The organism is Bradyrhizobium sp. CCBAU 51765 (assembly GCF_015291725.1).
GTDB classification, from domain to species: Bacteria; Pseudomonadota; Alphaproteobacteria; order Rhizobiales; family Xanthobacteraceae; genus Bradyrhizobium; species Bradyrhizobium liaoningense.
The window spans coordinates 5,579,693-5,596,649 of sequence record NZ_CP030038.1 but is presented as its reverse complement, the minus strand read 5'-3'; the positions used below and the strand labels follow the sequence as shown (position 1 = coordinate 5,596,649).

Sequence of the window (16,957 nt, the reverse complement as noted above, 5' to 3'; positions counted from 1 at the left end):
AAGCCGGAGAGAGGAGATCCAAGTCATGATGAGCAAAGAGCAGAACGACCTCATTACCCGCGTCGGACCAAAGGCGCCTGCGGGAAAGCTGATGCGGATGTATTGGCAGCCTGCTGCACTTGTCGACGAACTCGAGGAGGGACGCCCCATCAAGGCCGTCAAGCTTCTCGGTGAGAATCTCGTTCTGTTCAAGGACGAAACGGGGCGCTATGGCCTGCTCGATCGCGACTGCCCGCACCGGGGCGCCGACCTTGCCTTCGGCCGGCTCGAGAACGGTGGCCTGCGCTGCGCCTTCCACGGGTGGCTGTTCGACGCCACGGGGCAGTGTCTCGAGACGCCCGCGGAGCCTGCAAACTCCTCGCTCTGCAAAAACATCAAGCAGCGATCCTACCCCGTCCTGGAGAAGGGTGGAATCCTGTGGGCGTATTTGGGTGAAGGCGAGCCGCCGGCGTTTCCGGAGATCGATTGCTTCGCGGCGCCGGGCGAATACACCTTCGCCTTCAAGGGCCTGATCGAATGCAATTGGCTGCAGGCCCTGGAAGTCGGCATCGACCCGGCTCATGCCTCGTTCCTTCACCGGTTCTTCGAGGATGAGGATACATCGGCAGCCTATGGCAAGCAGTTTCGCGGTGCGTCGGCCGACTCGGAAATGCCCATGACGAAGGTCCTGCGCGAGTACGACCGGCCGATCATCAACGTCGAGCACACTGAATACGGCCTGCGGCTCATCGCCTTGCGAGAAATCGACGAGCAGCGCACCCACGTTCGCGTCACCAACCAGCTGTTCCCGCATGCGTTCGTCATTCCGATGAGCACGGAGATGACGATTACCCAGTGGCATGTGCCCGTCGACGACGAGAACTGCTATTGGTATGCGATCTTCACCAGCTACGCCGCGCCCGTCGACAAGGCGAAAATGCGCGCGCAGCGCCTCGAGCTCTACGAGTTGCCGGAATACCGCTCGCGCAAGAACAAGTCGAACGACTACGGCTTCGATCCGCACGAGCAGGCGACCGAGACTTACACCGGCATGGGCGCGGACATCAACGTCCATGACCAGTGGGCCGTGGAGTCGATGGGCGCCATTCAGGACCGGACGCGTGAGCATCTCGGGCAATCCGACAAGGCGATCATTCAGTACCGCCGGCTGCTTCGCCAGGAGATCGAGAAGGTGGCCGCCGGGGGCAAGCCGCTGTTGTTCCTCGACGCTGCCAGCGCGCGCAGCATCCAGGGGCCGGCCACAATGGACGGCATCGGTCCGACGAAGGGCTGGGAAACCTACTGGATGGAAGTGGACGTCAAGCGTCGTCGGGGCGCTCCCTGGACCGCGCCGGTGCCCGCCGAGCTCGCCAAGAAGGTGCCTCACCTGACCGCCGCCGAATAACCCAGGCCGGCCCAGCTCAGCAAAGGAGATGTCGTTGAGTTTCGTCGAAAAGCACGGTCTCTGGTCGGCCGAACAGAAGGAGGCTGCCATCCGCATGCGGCGGATGGCGGCGGAGCAGGAGTTGCATACGATCCGGCTCTCCTTTCCGGACCAGCACGGCATCTTGCGCGGCAAGGCGCTGGTCGCTTCCGAGGCGCTCTCGTCGATCGAGAGCGGCTGCTCGATAACGACGACATTGCTCGCGAAAGATACCTCTCACCGCACGGTGTTTCCTGTCTTCACCGCCGGCGGCGGGTTCGGGATGCACGAGATGCAGGGGGGAGGCGACATCATGATGGTCGCCGATCCCACCACCTTCAAGGTTCTCCCCTGGGCACCAAAAACCGGGTGGGTGCTTTGCGACCTCTACTTCTCCGACGGGCGACCCGTGCCCTTCGCCTCCAGGGGCCTCTACCAATCCGTGCTGGGGCAGCTCAAAGACCGGGGCTATGACTTCAAAGCGGGCCTTGAGGTCGAATGCCACATCTTCAAAGTCGAGAATGCCCGACTGACTCCGGGGGACGCCGGCAGTCCCGGCCAACCAGGTGAGCCTCCGGAGGTCAGCCTGCTGTCGCAGGGCTATCAGTACCTGACGGAGCAACGCTATGACCAGATGGAGCCTGCGCTCGAGCTGATCAGGCAAAACATCGTGGCGCTGGGCCTGCCGCTTCGGTCGATCGAGGTGGAGTACGGGCCGAGTCAGTGCGAGTTCGTGTTTCAGCCCACCGTCGGCATTGAGCCGGCGGACACCATGGTGCTGTTTCGTACGGCCGTGAAGCAGATCTGCAACCGCCACGGCTATCACGCGACCTTCATGTGCCGGCCGCGGATACCGAACGTGATGTCATCGGGATGGCACCTTCATCAATCGCTGGTCTCCCGGAAGGACGGCGCCAACGCGTTCATGACGAGCGAACCGGCCGGTCTGTCGAAACTTGGCAAGCACTATATGGCCGGGCTGCTGGAGCATGCCAGGGCATCCGCGGTCTTCTCGACGCCGACGATCAATGGCTACAAGCGCTACCGTTCCTATTCGCTGGCTCCGGATCGGGCGATCTGGGGACGCGACAACAGGGGCGTCATGATCCGCGTGCTGGGCGGTCCCGACGATAAAGCCACCCGGCTCGAAAACAGGATCGGCGAGCCGGCCGCAAACCCCTATCTGTACATGGCGTCGCAGATTCTCGCCGGCCTCAACGGCATTGATCGCCAGCTCGATGCCGGTCCGTCGGCGGACACTCCCTACGAAACCAAGGCAAACCTCCTACCGACCTCCTTGCGCGAGGCGGTGTTCGCGTTGCGCGATGACCCCTTCTTCCGCGAGGCTCTGGGAGAGAAATTCGTCGACTACTACGTTTTCATCAAGAACGCGGAAATCGAGCGCTTCCAATCGACGGTCACCGAGTGGGAGCAACGAGAATATTTCGAAATGTTCTGAAGCAGCATCACCGAAGCGGGAGAAGAGAGATATGAGCTTGAGGTTTGGACTTGTTGGGGCCGTCGCGATTGCCACTGCCTGGATCTCGCCGGCGCAGTGCGACACGATCAAGGTGGGGATCATTGGCACCATGTCCGGTCCGTATGCCTTGTTCGGCCAGAACTTCAAATACGGCATTGACGCCTGGGTGGCCAAGCATGGATCGAAAGTCGGCGATCATCAGATCGAGTTTGTCTATCGCGACGAAGAATCGCCGAACCCTGCCAAGTCGAAATCATTGGCTCAGGAGTTGATCGTCAAGGAGAAGGTTCAATACATCGCGGGACTGTACTTCACTCCGGACGCCCTGGCCGTCGCTCCACTTCTTGAGGAAGCGAAGGTACCTATGATCGTCATGAACGCCGCGACGTCCGCGATCGTCGAGAAGAGCCCCTACATCGTGCGGACGTCCTTTACGATGTGGCAGAACACGGTCCCCGCGGCAAAGGTGGCGAAGGCCAGAGCCGCCAAGAAGGTGGCGATCGCCGTCAGCGATTACGGCCCCGGCATCGATGCCGAAGCCGCCTTCAAGAAGACGTTCGAGGCAGATGGAGGCACCATCGTCCAATCGGTCAGGATGCCGCTCAATACGACCGACTTCGGCCCAATCATGCAAAGGATCAAGGATTCCGGCGCAGACATGATCTTCACGTTCTTGCCGGCCGGTCCACCAACCCTGGGGTTCGTCAAGGCCTATATCGACAACGGACTGAAAGCGTCCGGCGTGAAGTTGTTGTCCACGGGTGATGTCGTGACCGAGCCCGATCTTCCGAATATTGGTGACAGCGGCGAAGGCATCTTGTCGACTTACCACTACGCGGTCTCGCACGACTCTCCAGAGAACAAGACCTTCCTGGCCGATATGGTCAAGGCTGGCGCCAAGCCTGACGACATCACCATGGCGTCGGTCGCGGCCTATGACGGTGCTCGGCTCATTTACAAGATGGTCGAGGCCACGAACGGTCAAAAGGATCCGGACAAGGCCCTTGCGGCCGTGAAGGGCATGAAATGGGTCAGTCCGCGCGGACCCGTGTCGATCGACCCGGATACCCGACATATTCGTCAGAACGTCTATCTGCGCGAAGTCGTGAAGCAGGACGGCAAGTTCCTCAACAAGGAACTGCAAACGTTCGATGCGCAGCCGGACTGGGGTCTGGCGAAGAACTAGAGCGAATCGCTCGCGAAGTAGAATCTCGCGAGCAATCGCTTCAACGTGTCGGAGAGGGGCCCGGAATGAGTGGTCGGTTGCAGTCTATTCGCTTCGTCAATGGTTGCATCTATCGCGATGCCAACGACCGGATTCCGGCTGATACGCTGGTGACGCAAAATGGCGCCATTCTTTCTGCCGGCGTTCAGGACGAGGCCCGCTCCGCACATGTCACCGTCGATCTGCGCGGAGCAACTGTGATACCCGGCTTGACGGACGCCCACAGCGCTCTCCGCGCCGGTAGCGCCGCGGGCCTGATCGCCTTGGAACGGGACCTGTTCGACTCGTCCGTCGACCTGCGGTCGGTCAAGACCTTGATGACGGTGGTCCGCGGGACCATTCAGCATGACGCGTTGGGGGCGCAACATTTCAAAGCCGCGGAAGTATTCAACTAATGGCGTGGACGGCTCTCAGCATCGGGCTGGATGCCCTTTCGTACGGCATGGTGCTTTTCATCATCTCCATCGGGCTGTCCATCATGATGGGCCTGATGAGGGTCGTGAACCTTGCTCATGGCGCATTTGCGATGATCGGGGGATATCTCGCGTCTTTTGCGCTCAAGAGCGCAGGAGTTGGATATCCGCTCGCGATTGTCCTGGCGGTCCTCGGCACCATCGCGATCGCCTTTCCGCTCGAGTTTCTTCTCTACCGCCGGATTTATCGCAAGTCCGATGAGCTGACCCAGATTTTGCTCACGATCGGCATTGCGTTCGTCATCATCGGCGTTGCCAACTACATTCTTGGCCCGACAACCAAATCCATTCCGCTGCCTTCGCTGCTGAGCGGTCCCGTCGATCTCGGCTTCCGAATGATCCCAGCTCATCGGATTTTCGTGATGATTTGCGGAGTGTGCACCGCGGGCTTGCTCTGGCTACTGATCGACCGCACCGAGTTCGGGATCCGGCTGCGTGCCGCGGTCGACAACGGTGACATGGCCGAGTCGCTCGGAATCAAGACGCAGATCCTTTTTTCCGCGACCTTCGCGCTTGCGGTCGGCCTGGCGGCGTTCGGGGGCGTGGTGGGCGCCGAACTGTTGCCCGTCGAACCTTTTTACGCACTCAGATACATGGTGACATTCCTTGTCGTCGTCTCGGTCGGCGGGGCGGGATCGATCCCAGGCGCCGTGGCGGCATCGATATTGCTTGGCCTTGCGGACACGACCGGCAAGTACCTCGCACCCGAATATGGTGAGTTCTTCTTCTATCTTGCGGTCATCCTGGTCGTATTTCTGTTTCCGAACGGCCTTTTGGGCAGGAGACACTGACGTGACCGATCGAATCATGGTCGATGGCATGAGCGCGCCTCGTTTCTCCGTCCCGCTCGAGCTGCGCGCTGTCGCAATCACGCTGGCGCTCGGAGCGCTCGGCTACACGCTTTTTCCTGATGACCTCGCGTTTCTGACGCGACTGATCAGCATCACGCTTCTGGTGCTGTCGCTCGATCTGGTCACTGGATATTGCGGTGTCGCCACCCTGGGGCATGCGGCGATCTACGGTGTGAGCGCCTATGTCGTGGGCAACGCCTGCCTTGCCGGACATTCCGACCCCCTGCTGTTGTTGCTCGTGGGGGCAGTGGCCGGTGCCGTGATGGGGCTGGTCTCAGGGCTCCTTGTCACGAGGTTCAAGGGTCTCCCACAGCTCGTGCTATCCATTGCCGTCGGACAGCTCATCGCGGCGCTGGCCAACAAACTGTCGAGCCTGACGGGCGGAAGCGACGGCTTGTCCGGCATTTCGCCTGGACGACTCTTCGGGGTCTATGCGTTCGACATGTACGGTCGCACCGGCTACGTCTTCTCCGTTGCGGTGCTCATGGTCGTGTTCGTGGTGCTGCTTCGAATCGTGCACTCTCCCTTCGGCCTTCTCTGTCAGGCAATCAAGGATGACAGCCTTCGGGCACGGATGATCGGCGCCCGCGTGTATCCCCGGCTCGTGCTGATGTATGGCGTGTCGGGAGTTGTTGGCGGAATTGGTGGAGCTCTCAACGCCATCAATACGGGCGTCGTGGGACTGGATAGCGTCGGATTTGAGCGGTCGGCTGAGGCTCTCGTCATGCTGGTCCTGGGTGGCGCAGGCAGTCTCTGGGGCGCGCTGATCGGATCCATCGTCTTCCAGGTGTTCGAGCACTATGTCTCGGCTGCGAATCCATTCCATTGGATGACCATGGTCGGTGCGTTGCTGATTGCGGTCGTGTTGTTCGCCCCCAAAGGCCTGGTATCCTTGGGGGGCCTGCTTGCTGGTCGCGCCGCGTCGCTGCTGAGGAGGCGCCCGTGAGCCAGTCCCTGCTTGAACTGCGAAATGTTTCGATGTCCTTCGGCGGGATGAGGGTCAACGATGATATCTCATTCAGTATCGGGAAGGGAGAAAGGGTCGCATTGATTGGCCCGAACGGCGCGGGCAAGACCACGCTCGTCAACGTTATCTCCGGTGACTTGACCCCTTCACAAGGCGCCGTACACCTCGCCGGTGTTGATGTGACCGCGCTACCGATTTCCGATCGCGTCGATGCCGGCTTGATCCGGACATTTCAGATTACGAGGCTCTTCAAGAGCCTGACGGTCGCACAGAACGTCGCGCTCGCCGTGATGCAGAGGAAGGGGCTCACGAGAAGTATGTTTTCCTCCCCGATTGATCGGCCGGACGTTCGCCTGGAGTGGGAGCGGGCCCTTGGAATGCTTGGTATCGCACATCTGGCCGACAGGCAGGTCTCGCAACTGGCGTACGGTCAGCAGCGCCTTCTTGACCTGGCAATCGGGCTTGCTCTCGAGCCGAAGGTCCTGCTCCTGGACGAGCCCGCGGCAGGGGTGCCGTCAGAGGAGTCCTCCAAGATCATCGAGGCGATCGACAGATTGCCTTCTGATATCGCGGTTTTGATGATCGAGCATGACATGGACCTGGTCTTCAGATTTGCCCGCCGTGTGCTCGTTCTCGCCAACGGAAAGCTGATCTTCCAGGGCAATCCGACAGAAGTCACGCACCATCAGGAAGTCCGTCGAGCTTATCTAGGTAGCTACGCAGATGCCCGCCACGCGTCTTGAAGTCAGAGGTCTCAGTGCCGGGTATGGCCCCACCCGCGTCATCGATGACATGTCTTTCGAGGTCTTGCCTGGAGGTCGTCTCAGCGTTCTTGGTCGAAACGGAGTCGGCAAGACCACCTTGCTCGCATCGCTGATGGGTCTGACGACCCATCATGGCGGAAAAGTATTCCTGGACGAAGCAGATCTCACGGATACCAAGGCATCGACACGTGCTCAACGGGGTCTCGGTTACGTGCCGCAGACACGCGACATATTTCGGTCGCTGACGGTGGAAGAAAACCTGGTCGCGGGTCTCAAGGATCGCGGTCGAGAGGCGCTTGAAGAGGTCTACGTGATGTTCCCGAGGCTGGCTGAACGCCGGCGCCACTTCGGGACGCAGTTATCGGGCGGCGAGCAACAGATGCTTTCGCTTGCCAGAACGCTGCTGGGAAGGCCCTCGGTTCTCCTGCTGGACGAACCGCTTGAGGGTCTCGCCCCGGTGATCTGCGATCAAATCATGGACATCATCACAGCGTTAGCGAGCTCTGGCGAGATGACCATCGTTCTGGTCGAGCAGCAGATCGAACGAGCACTGCGGTTTGCCGATCAGGTCATGGTGGTTGAACGGGGCAAGGCGGTCTGGAGTGGGGAATGCGCGCACTTGCGCGACGACCCCAAGATGGTCGAGCGCCTGCTCGGTGTCGGGTTACACTAAAGCGGGCGGTGTTCCCGCTGAGTGAGCTAATGGACGAGGCATTTCGGGTCGCCTCTCGCTTTGAGAGCACGTGCTCGGTGGCGATCTCATGGAGCTTCTTCTCGTGCAAGCTCGGCACGTCGCGGATGGAGCGCTGCCATCGGGTTAACTCCTCTTAGGACAAGCCCCGGCACCAATCAGGGTCGTGCTCCTCTGCAAATTCCTTGAACGTCTTTCTGCTCTGAGCAGCGGCCCGCTTTTTGACGCGCGGATCGATGCCCTGGCGCGTCAATGCAACCTTGTAGTCGCGTGCCTTCTCGCGCGCTGCTTAGGGTCAGAACGTCACCCCCTGCGCTGTCGCGGTCGCCAGCCCTGGCGAACTCCATCTCCGCCCGTTTGCCCCCGGGGTCGGTGAAACGGAAGGCCCACACCCGACCACCGCTCCTGCGCACGACCAGATAGAGGCCCCAGTGTCCGCATGGGCGCCAGCTTGCAGGGATTTAACTTGGTTCGAATTGAGCGCCACTTTAACGTTCCCCTGTCGCTTACCACTTACCGGCACGGATGCTTTGCCCGTCACGGTCAGTCGTTCCGCAAGGAACCGTTCGGATGTGGGACCATCACGGATACTTTCAAAGGGGCCGACGTGCCGCCTTACCACTTCTTTACCAAGACCGGCCGACGTTCGGCGATTTTTGGCGAAGACAGACGATAATTGATGAAGCCAAGTCACTGTAAATAAAGCAGAATGTAAGGAGTGACGATGCTCGGGGATAGCAGGCGCGACGTTGAAATTGGACACATGATCCGTGACGGCATTCGGTAAACTCGTTCGCACCACGGCGTTCCGGCTGACGCTGGTCTATCTGCTGCTGTTCGCGATGTTCGCGGCCTCGCTGCTGGCCTATTTCGCCTGGAATACGCGGCGTCTGATCACCGAGGAAATCACGCAGACGGTCAATGCCGAGACCTCGGAGATCCACGAGATCTACGACCGCGGCGGCATGTTTCGTCTGGTGCGCACGATCGAGTATCGGGCACTGCGGCCGGGCGCCAACCTCTACCTCGTGACCACGCCGACGGGCCAGGCGATTGCCGGCAATGTCGGCTCGCTGGCGCCGGGCGTGATGGCGACGCGCGGCTGGTCGGAGACGGCCTACCGGCGGATCGAGGATACAGATGATCGCGACCATCGCGCGCTCGTTCGCGTCACCGAATTGGAAAACGGCTTCCGGCTTCTGATCGGCCGCGACCTCGCCGAGCGGCGGCGCCTGTTCGGCATCGTCGCCAAGGCGGCGCAATGGTCGGTCCTCATCGTGGTCGTGCTTGGCCTCGCCGGTGGCATTTTCGTCGCGCGGAGGGTGCTGAGGCGCATCGACGCCATGACCGGCACGGCGCAGCGGATCATGACCGGAGATCTCAGCGAGCGCCTGCCCGTGGGGCGCAGTGGCGACGAGATCGATCGCCTCGCCGAGAACCTCAACGCCATGCTCGAGCGGATCGAGGCGCTGATGGCGGGCCTGAAGGAGGTTTCCGACAACATCGCCCACGACCTCAAGACACCGTTGACGCGGCTGCGCAATCGCGCCGAGGAGGCGCTGGCGAGATCAGGCTGCGAGGCCGACTACCGCGCCGCGCTGGAGCGGACCATCGAGGAATCCGACGGGCTGATTCGTACTTTCAACGCGCTTCTGATGATCGCGCGCGCCGAGTCCGGACAGGCGCGCGGCAACATGGATGATTTCGACGCCGCCGACGTCGCCAATGGCATCCACGAGCTCTACGAGCCCCTGGCGGAGGACGACGGCATGACCTTGAAGGTGAAGGCCGATCCGACGCCGGTTCATGCCAACCGCGAGTTGATCAGCCAGGCGCTCGCCAATCTGGTCGAGAATGCGATCAAGTACGGCAAGCCCGCTTCGCAGCCCGCGGGAACCGTGGTCAGCATGGATAGCCGGCAGATCACGATCGAGGCCCGGCGCGAGGGCGATCAGGTGCTGCTCAGCGTCACCGATCGCGGCCCCGGGATCCCCGAAAGCGACCGCAAGCATGTCGTCGAGCGCTTCGTCCGGCTTGAGGCGAGCCGAACGCTGCCGGGCTCCGGCCTCGGCCTCAGCCTCGCCTCGGCTGTTGCCACGCTGCATGGCGGAGAATTGCGGCTGGGCGATGCCCATCCCGGTCTTGTCGCCACGCTGGTGCTGCCGGCGCGCGCGGGCGACAGGGTTGCTCCGCCAATGCCGGATGTGCCACAGAAGGTGGCATGAACCACTCCGCGCCGGGAAACGCGGACAAGCATGGTGAGAGGCTGGCCGCACGCTTCGCGGAGGCTCCCCATATTGCCGCTTCCACAACTGACGAACGACGTTTGGAAAGCTGGCTGGCCGAGCTTGAGCCGGCCCAATCGGCGCGTCTGGAAGCGCTCCTGGGCCACCCCTTTACCCGCGACATCCTGGCCGGGATCGCGGAATTCTCGCCCTATCTGTTCGATCTGGTGCGCGCCGATGCCCCGCGCCTGATCCGGCTGCTCGAATGCGATCCGGATCCGCACCTCGCTGCACTGATCGCTGAGGCAAGGGGCGCGGTGCTCGCGGCACCTGACGAGACCGAGGTGATGCGGCTGCTTCGCCGGATGAAGGCGGAAGCCGCGCTGCTGATCGCGCTGTGCGACATTGGCGGTGTCTGGCCGGTGATGCGGGTGACGGCGGCGCTCACCGATGTTGCCGTGTCCTCCGTGCAGGCGGCGCTGCAATATCTGCTGCGGCAGGAAGCCGCACGCGGCAAGCTCTCGCCGCCCAATCCGGAGGCACCCGAAGAGGGCTGCGGGCTGATCGTGCTCGCGATGGGCAAGATGGGCGCGGGCGAGCTGAACTATTCCAGCGACATCGATCTGATCGTGTTCTTCGATCCCGATGCGACAACGCTGGCGGCGGACATCGAGCCGCAGCCGTTCTTCGTCCGTGTCACACAGGGGATGGCGCGCATCCTCCAGCAGCGCACCTATGACGGTTACGTCTTCCGCGTCGATCTGCGCCTGCGGCCCGACCCGTCCTCGACGCAGGTGGCGATCTCGCGGGACGCCGCGCTGAATTACTACGAGCGGGAAGGCCGCACCTGGGAGCGCGCTGCGATGATCAAGGCGCGGGCCTGCGCCGGCGATGCCAGGGCGGGTGAAGCGCTTCTGGCGGAGATCGCGCCCTTCGTCTGGCGCAAGCATCTCGACTTCGCCGCGCTCGCCGACGTGCACGACATGAAGCGGCAGATGCAAACCTATCGTGGCCAGAGCGAGGTCGCGGTCGAGGGACACAACGTCAAGGTCGGGCGCGGCGGCATCCGCGAGATCGAGTTCTTCGCGCAGACTCAGCAGCTGATTGCGGGCGGCCGCCATCCGGAATTGCGGGTGCGGCCGACGCTCAGGGCGCTCGATGTACTCGCCTCCAGCAAGTGGATCACCTCTGCGGCGCGCGACGAGCTGACGACGGCCTATGAATTCCTGCGGCGGGTCGAGCATCGCCTCCAGATGATCGCCGACGAGCAGACCCATACGCTGCCTGAGGACAGGCAAGCGGTCGGGCGCTTCGCGTGGTTCTTCGGCTATCAGGATCGTGAAGCCTTTGCGCGCGACCTGTTGCACCAGCTCCAGATCGTCCAGGGTCACTACGAAAAACTGTTCGAGGGCGACGATCCGATCGGGACGGCCAGGCTGCCGGCGCTCGACTATAGTGCAGGTCCCGACGATCCGCGCCTGCTCCAGCACCTGGCGACGCTGGGCTTCAAGAAGCCGGCCGCCGTCGCGCAGACCGTGCGCGACTGGATCACCGGCGACTACCGCGTATTCCGCAATGAGGCGACGCGAAGCGCCTTCGTCGAATTCGTGCCGGCCTTGATCGACGGTCTTGCCCACGCCGAGGAGCCGGATCGCGCCGTCGTGGCGTTCGATCATTTCCTCGGAGCACTGCAGCGCGGCGGCCGGCTGATCACACTGCTCGGCCAGAACCGCGATCTCGTCGCACTGGTGGCGCTGGTGCTGGGGGCGGCGCCGCGGCTCGGCGAAATGCTGGCGCGGCAGCCGCAGCTCATGGATGGTCTGATCGACCCGCGCTTCTTCGGCGCCATGCCCGACAGGCAGGAATTGTCGGGCCGGCTCGCGGCCACCGTGCGAGACGCGGACTCCTATGAAGAATTTCTCGATCGCCTGCGCCTGTTCGGCCAGGAGAGCCTGTTCCTGATCGGCACGCGCATCCTGTCCGGCACGGTTTCGGCGCAGCAGGCGAGCACCGCCTTTGCCGATGTCGCCGAAGGAATCGTGCACACCGTGCATGGCCTCGTTGCCGATCGCTTTGCCGCCCAGCACGGCCGGATCAAGGGGCAGGAGACCGCGATCATCGCGATGGGCCGGCTCGGCAGCCGCGAGATGACGGCCTCGTCCGATCTCGACCTGATCCTGCTCTACGATTTCGACAGTGACAATCCGGACTCCGATGGACCGAAATCGCTTCACGGCGCGCATTATTTCGCGCGCTTCACCCAGCGCCTGATCAGCGCCTTCACGACGCGCACCAATTACGGCGTGCTCTATGAGATCGACATGCGGCTGCGGCCGTCGGGGCGCGCCGGCCCGGTGGCCTCGAGTCTCGTTTCATTCGCGGATTACCAGGCCACCGAGGCCTGGACCTGGGAGCACATGGCGTTGACGCGCGCCCGCGTGGTGTCGGCATCGCCCGAATTCCGGGAACGGATCGAGCGTGTCATCCGCGATGTCCTGACCCGCCGCCGCGATCCCGCAATCACGGCCAACGACGTCGCCGACATGCGGCGCGCGATCGCGCAGGAGAAGGGCGAGGCCGATTGCTGGGATATCAAGCATGCCGCCGGCGGCATGGTCGACATCGACTTCATCGCGCAATATCTCCAGCTCGTGCATGCCCACGAGAAGCCGGACATTCTCGACGTCAGCACCGTGCAGGTGCTGGATAATGCATGCAGGCTCGGTGTGCTCGCACAGTCCGAGACCGAGATCCTGCGTGCCGCGGCGCGGCTCTATCACGACCTGACGCAGATCCTGCGGCTTTGCGTCAGCGAGCGCTTCAAGCCGGAGACCGCCGGCACCGACCTCCTGCGCGTGATGGCGCGCGCGGGCGACGCGCCGGACTTCTCGTCGCTGGAGGCGCGGGTGAAGGAGACCCAGACCGAGGTGCGGCGCGTGTTCAGGGCGCTGCTGGAAGGGACGTCGCCTGCTTCAACGAGGTAAGGGCCTCGCGCACATCAGGCTCGAGGCCTGCACCGCCCGCATCGAGATGGGCGAAGATCGCGCGCTTCATCCGGGGATCCCAGAATTTCTTGATGTGCTCGGCAATCCCCGGCACGGCCTTGTCATGGCCCTGGCTCCGGAAGAATCTGCCGATCTGGTTGGCCATGTAGATCAGGCGGTCAGGCGACATCGGCAACCTCCGTGGCATGGCGCGCGACGATCCGGCTGCCATGCGAGAATATCTCGAACCCGTCCTGCCGCGCGATCGCGATCAGCGTGATGCCGGCGGCTTCCGCCGTGCGCACAGCGAGGGCGGTCGGCGCCGACACGGCGACCATCACCGGCGCGCCGATCGCGGCGGTCTTCTGCACCATCTCCACCGAGACCCGGCTCGTCAGCAGCACCATGCCGCCGCGCGCATCCGCGCGGCTGCGCGCCAGGGCGCCGGCGAGCTTGTCGAGCGCGTTGTGACGGCCGACATCCTCGCGCAGCGCGACGATGCCGCCTGCGGGGGCCCAGAACGCGGCGGCGTGAACGGCGCGGGTTTGCATGTTGATCGATTGCAGGGGCGCGATCGCCTGCATCGCCGCCATGATCTGCTCCGGCGTGAAGGTCTGCCCCTGCGGCACCACGGCCGCCGGTCGCACGGCCTCGGCAATGGACTCGACGCCGCAGATCCCGCAGCCGGTGGGGCCGGCGATATGACGACGCCGCTCGCTGATGCGCGCGGCATTTTCTGGTGCAAGCCACATCCGCAGCTCGATGCCGTCGTCGAGACGGACGACGTCGAGAGAGCGAATGTCGTCGACCGACCCGACGATGCCTTCGTTCACGCTGAAGCCGACCGCAAAATCCTCGAGGTTCTGCGGTGTCCCCATCATGACGGCGTAGGTGCCGCCATTGTAGGTCAGCGCCAGCGGCGTCTCCTCCGGGATCAGCCGTGTCCCCTCTGATGCGATGCCATCACGCCAGATCTCGCGGTCGGTGGCCTGGACTGGAACGTGCATGCGGTTACTCCGCGGCCTCGGCCGGCGCGATCCGGCGGGAGTGCCGCGCCTGCGCGTCATAGGCCTTCTGCCAGTCGGACGGGCCGTTCGAGGGCGAGACCTGCACCGCCGTGACCTTGTATTCGGGGCAATTGGTGGCCCAGTCCGAATAGTCGGTCGTGATGACGTTGGCCTGCGTGTCCGGGTGGTGGAAGGTGGTGTAGACGACGCCGGGCGCGACGCGGTCGGTGATCTCCGCGCGCAGCGTGGTCTCGCCGGCGCGGCTCTTCAGCCGCACCCAGTCGCCGTCGCGCACGCCGCGCTGCTCGGCATCGTGCGGATGGATCTCGAGGCGGTCCTCGGCATGCCAGACGACGTTCTCGGTGCGCCTTGTCTGCGCGCCGACATTGTACTGGCTGAGGATGCGCCCCGTCGTGAGCAGCAGGGGATAGCGCGGGCCGGTGCGCTCGTCGGTCGCGACATATTCGGTGACGACGAACTTGCCCTTGCCGCGAACGAAGCCGTCGATATGCATCACCGGCGTGCCGTCGGGCGCCTTCTCGTTGCAGGGCCACTGCACCGAGCCGAGCTGGTCGAGCCTGGCGTAGGAGACGCCGGCGAAGGTCGGCGTCAGCGCCGCGATCTCGTCCATGATCTCGGACGGATGGCTGTACTTCATCTCGAAGCCCATGGCCTTGGCAAGGCCGATGGTGACTTCCCAGTCGGCCATGCCGTTCTTCGGCGTCATCACCTTGCGCACGCGCTGGATGCGGCGCTCGGCGTTGGTGAAGGTGCCGTCCTTCTCGAGGAAGCTCGAGCCGGGCAGGAAGACGTGGGCGTAGTTCGCGGTCTCGTTCAGGAAGAGATCGTGGACGATGACGCATTCCATCGCCGACAGTGCCGCCACCACGTGCGAGGTGTTGGGATCGGATTGCAGGATGTCCTCGCCCTGCACGTAGATGCCCATGAAGGTGCCTTCGACCGCGGCATCGAACATGTTGGGAATGCGCAGGCCGGGCTCCGGGTTGAGCCTGACGTTCCACAGCGCCTCGAACTGCTCGCGCACTGCATCGCCCGAGATGTGGCGGTAGCCGGGCAGCTCGTGCGGGAACGAGCCCATGTCGCAGGAGCCTTGAACGTTGTTCTGGCCGCGCAGCGGGTTCACGCCGACGCCGGGACGGCCGATATTGCCCGTTGCCATCGCGAGATTGGCGATCGCGATCACGGTGGTCGAGCCCTGGCTGTGCTCGGTGACGCCGAGGCCGTAATAGATCGCGCCGTTGCCGCCGGTCGCGTAGGTGCGGGCGGCCTCGCGCAGATCCTTCGGATTGACGCCGGTGAGGATGGCGGTGGCTTCCGGGCTGTTCTGCGGCTGGGCGACGAAGGCGGCCCACTCCTCGAACTCGCTCCAGTCGCAGCGCTCGCGCACGAAGGCTTCGTTGACGAGCCCTTCGGTGACGATGACATGCGCCAGCGCCGTCATGACCGCGACGTTGGTGCCGGGCATCAGGGGCAAATGCAACGCCTTCACATGCGGCGATTCCACCATTTCGGTGCGGCGCGGATCGATCACGATCAGCTTGGCGCCCTGACGCAGCCGCTTCTTCAGGCGCGAGGCGAAGACGGGGTGAGCGGAGGCCGGGTTTGCGCCGATGACGACGACGACATCGGTCTCCTCGACCGAGTCGAAATCCTGCGTGCCGGCGGAGGTGCCGAAGGTGGTGGCGAGGCCGTAGCCGGTCGGCGAGTGGCAGACGCGGGCGCAGGTGTCGACGTTGTTGTTGCCGAATCCGGCGCGGATCAGCTTCTGCACCAGATAGGTCTCTTCATTGGTGCAGCGGGACGAGGTGATGCCGCCGATGGCGTCGCGGCCGTATTTCGCCTGGATGCCGCGCATCCTGGCGGCGGCGAACGAGAACGCCTCGTCCCAGGACACTTCGCGCCAGGGATCCTCGATGCGCTCGCGGATCATCGGCTTGAGAATGCGCTCCTTGTGGTTGGTGTAGCCCCAGGCGAAGCGGCCCTTGACGCAGGAATGGCCGCGATTGGCCTTGCCGTCCTTGTACGGCACCATGCGCACCACTTCCTCGCCGCGCATCTCGGCCTTGAAGGCGCAGCCGACGCCGCAATAGGCGCAGGTGGTGACGACGGAGTGCTCGGGCTGGCCGATCTCGATCACGGACTTTTCCGTCAGCGTCGCGGTCGGGCAGGCCTGCACGCAGGCGCCGCAGGAGACGCATTCGGAGCCGAGGAAGCTTTCGCTCATGCCGGGCGAGACGCGGCTGTCGAAGCCGCGGCCGGAGATGGTCAGCGCGAAAGTGCCTTGCACCTCCTCGCAGGCGCGGACGCAGCGCGAGCAGACGATGCACTTGGAGGGATCGTAGGTGAAGTACGGGTTGGACTCGTCCTTCGGCATCCAATTGTCATTGGTGCAGCCGTCCGTCCTGGCGAAGACGTGGTTCTCGCCCTCATAGCCATAGCGCACGTCGCGCAGGCCCACCGCACCGGCCATGTCCTGCAGCTCGCAATCGCCGTTGGCGCCGCAGGTGAGGCAGTCGAGCGGATGGTCGGAGATATAGAGTTCCATCACGCCCTTGCGCAGCCGCTTCAGCCGCTCGGTCTGGGTATGCACGACGAGCCCGGGCATCACGGGCGTGGTGCAGGACGCCGGCGTGCCGGCGCGGCCCTCGACCTCGACGAGACAGAGACGGCAGGAACCGAACGCGTCGACCATATCGGTCGCGCAGAGCTTTGGAATCTGGTGGCCTGCATCCCTCGCGGCGCGCATGATGGAGGTGCCCTCGGGCACCGTCACCTCCTTGCCGTCGATGGTCAGCGTCACCATCGTTTCCGATTTCGAGCGCGGCGTGCCGAAGTCTATGTCTTCGATCAGAGACATTGTCGTTCTC

At 63.5% G+C, this 16,957-nt stretch carries 13 protein-coding genes; 10 read left to right on the top strand and 3 right to left on the bottom strand.

What is annotated here, in order from left to right:
* The first annotated feature begins 25 nt into the window (after window positions 1–25).
* The 10 genes from XH96_RS26625 (at window position 26) to XH96_RS26580 (ending at window position 13,062) form a co-directional block, all read left to right on the top strand.
* Window positions 26–1,384 carry an aromatic ring-hydroxylating dioxygenase subunit alpha gene (locus tag XH96_RS26625; RefSeq protein WP_194388379.1) on the top strand — a complete coding sequence of 453 codons (1,359 nt, stop codon included), beginning with the start codon at window positions 26–28 and terminating at the stop codon, window positions 1,382–1,384.
* A 34-nt stretch (window positions 1,385–1,418) separates the two neighbouring features.
* A complete protein-coding gene (locus tag XH96_RS26620) occupies window positions 1,419–2,861 on the top strand; it encodes a glutamine synthetase family protein (RefSeq protein WP_194388378.1) in 1,443 nt (480 codons plus the stop codon).
* Window positions 2,862–2,892: 31 nt separating this feature from the next.
* A complete protein-coding gene (locus XH96_RS26615) occupies window positions 2,893–4,068 on the top strand; it encodes an ABC transporter substrate-binding protein (RefSeq protein ID WP_194388377.1) in 1,176 nt (391 codons plus the stop codon).
* A gap of 65 nt (window positions 4,069–4,133) precedes the next feature.
* Entirely contained in the window at window positions 4,134–4,502 is a 369-nt protein-coding gene (locus tag XH96_RS26610) for a hypothetical protein (protein ID WP_194388376.1), read from the top strand.
* Window positions 4,502–5,371 carry a branched-chain amino acid ABC transporter permease gene (locus XH96_RS26605; protein WP_194388375.1) on the top strand — a complete coding sequence of 290 codons (870 nt, stop codon included), beginning with the start codon at window positions 4,502–4,504 and terminating at the stop codon, window positions 5,369–5,371. Before XH96_RS26610 ends, XH96_RS26605 begins: the two co-directional genes overlap by 1 nt.
* A 16-nt stretch (window positions 5,372–5,387) precedes the next feature.
* Window positions 5,388–6,377, top strand: a complete 990-nt coding sequence (locus XH96_RS26600) for a branched-chain amino acid ABC transporter permease (protein ID WP_194394271.1) — start codon at window positions 5,388–5,390, stop codon at window positions 6,375–6,377.
* Window positions 6,378–6,409: 32 nt separating this feature from the next.
* A complete protein-coding gene (locus XH96_RS26595) occupies window positions 6,410–7,141 on the top strand; it encodes an ABC transporter ATP-binding protein (RefSeq protein WP_194394270.1) in 732 nt (243 codons plus the stop codon).
* A complete protein-coding gene (locus XH96_RS26590; RefSeq protein WP_194388374.1) occupies window positions 7,122–7,835 on the top strand; it encodes an ABC transporter ATP-binding protein in 714 nt (237 codons plus the stop codon). Before XH96_RS26595 ends, XH96_RS26590 begins: the two co-directional genes overlap by 20 nt.
* A 788-nt stretch (window positions 7,836–8,623) precedes the next feature.
* The gene (locus XH96_RS26585; RefSeq protein ID WP_194388373.1) at window positions 8,624–10,078 is read left to right on the top strand and encodes an ATP-binding protein; all 1,455 of its coding nucleotides are present in this window, start codon (window positions 8,624–8,626) and stop codon (window positions 10,076–10,078) included.
* Window positions 10,075–13,062, top strand: coding sequence for a bifunctional [glutamine synthetase] adenylyltransferase/[glutamine synthetase]-adenylyl-L-tyrosine phosphorylase (locus tag XH96_RS26580; protein WP_194388372.1), 2,988 nt, complete (start codon window positions 10,075–10,077; stop codon window positions 13,060–13,062). Before XH96_RS26585 ends, XH96_RS26580 begins: the two co-directional genes overlap by 4 nt.
* Here the strand turns inward: XH96_RS26580 and XH96_RS26575 are convergent.
* From XH96_RS26575 to fdhF, 3 genes are read right to left on the bottom strand one after another with little or no spacing between them, the layout of a single operon-like run.
* Entirely contained in the window at window positions 13,019–13,252 is a 234-nt protein-coding gene (locus XH96_RS26575; RefSeq protein WP_194388371.1) for a formate dehydrogenase subunit delta, read from the bottom strand. The genes XH96_RS26580 and XH96_RS26575 overlap by 44 nt on opposite strands.
* Window positions 13,242–14,069, bottom strand: a complete 828-nt coding sequence (gene fdhD / locus XH96_RS26570) for a formate dehydrogenase accessory sulfurtransferase FdhD (protein ID WP_194388370.1) — start codon at window positions 14,067–14,069, stop codon at window positions 13,242–13,244. The genes XH96_RS26575 and fdhD overlap by 11 nt, the downstream gene beginning before the upstream one ends.
* Before the next feature lie 4 nt (window positions 14,070–14,073).
* Window positions 14,074–16,947 (bottom strand): formate dehydrogenase subunit alpha, encoded by a 2,874-nt coding sequence (gene fdhF, locus XH96_RS26565; protein ID WP_194388369.1) that lies wholly within the window; start codon window positions 16,945–16,947, stop codon window positions 14,074–14,076.
* Between the last annotated feature and the right edge of the window lie 10 nt (window positions 16,948–16,957).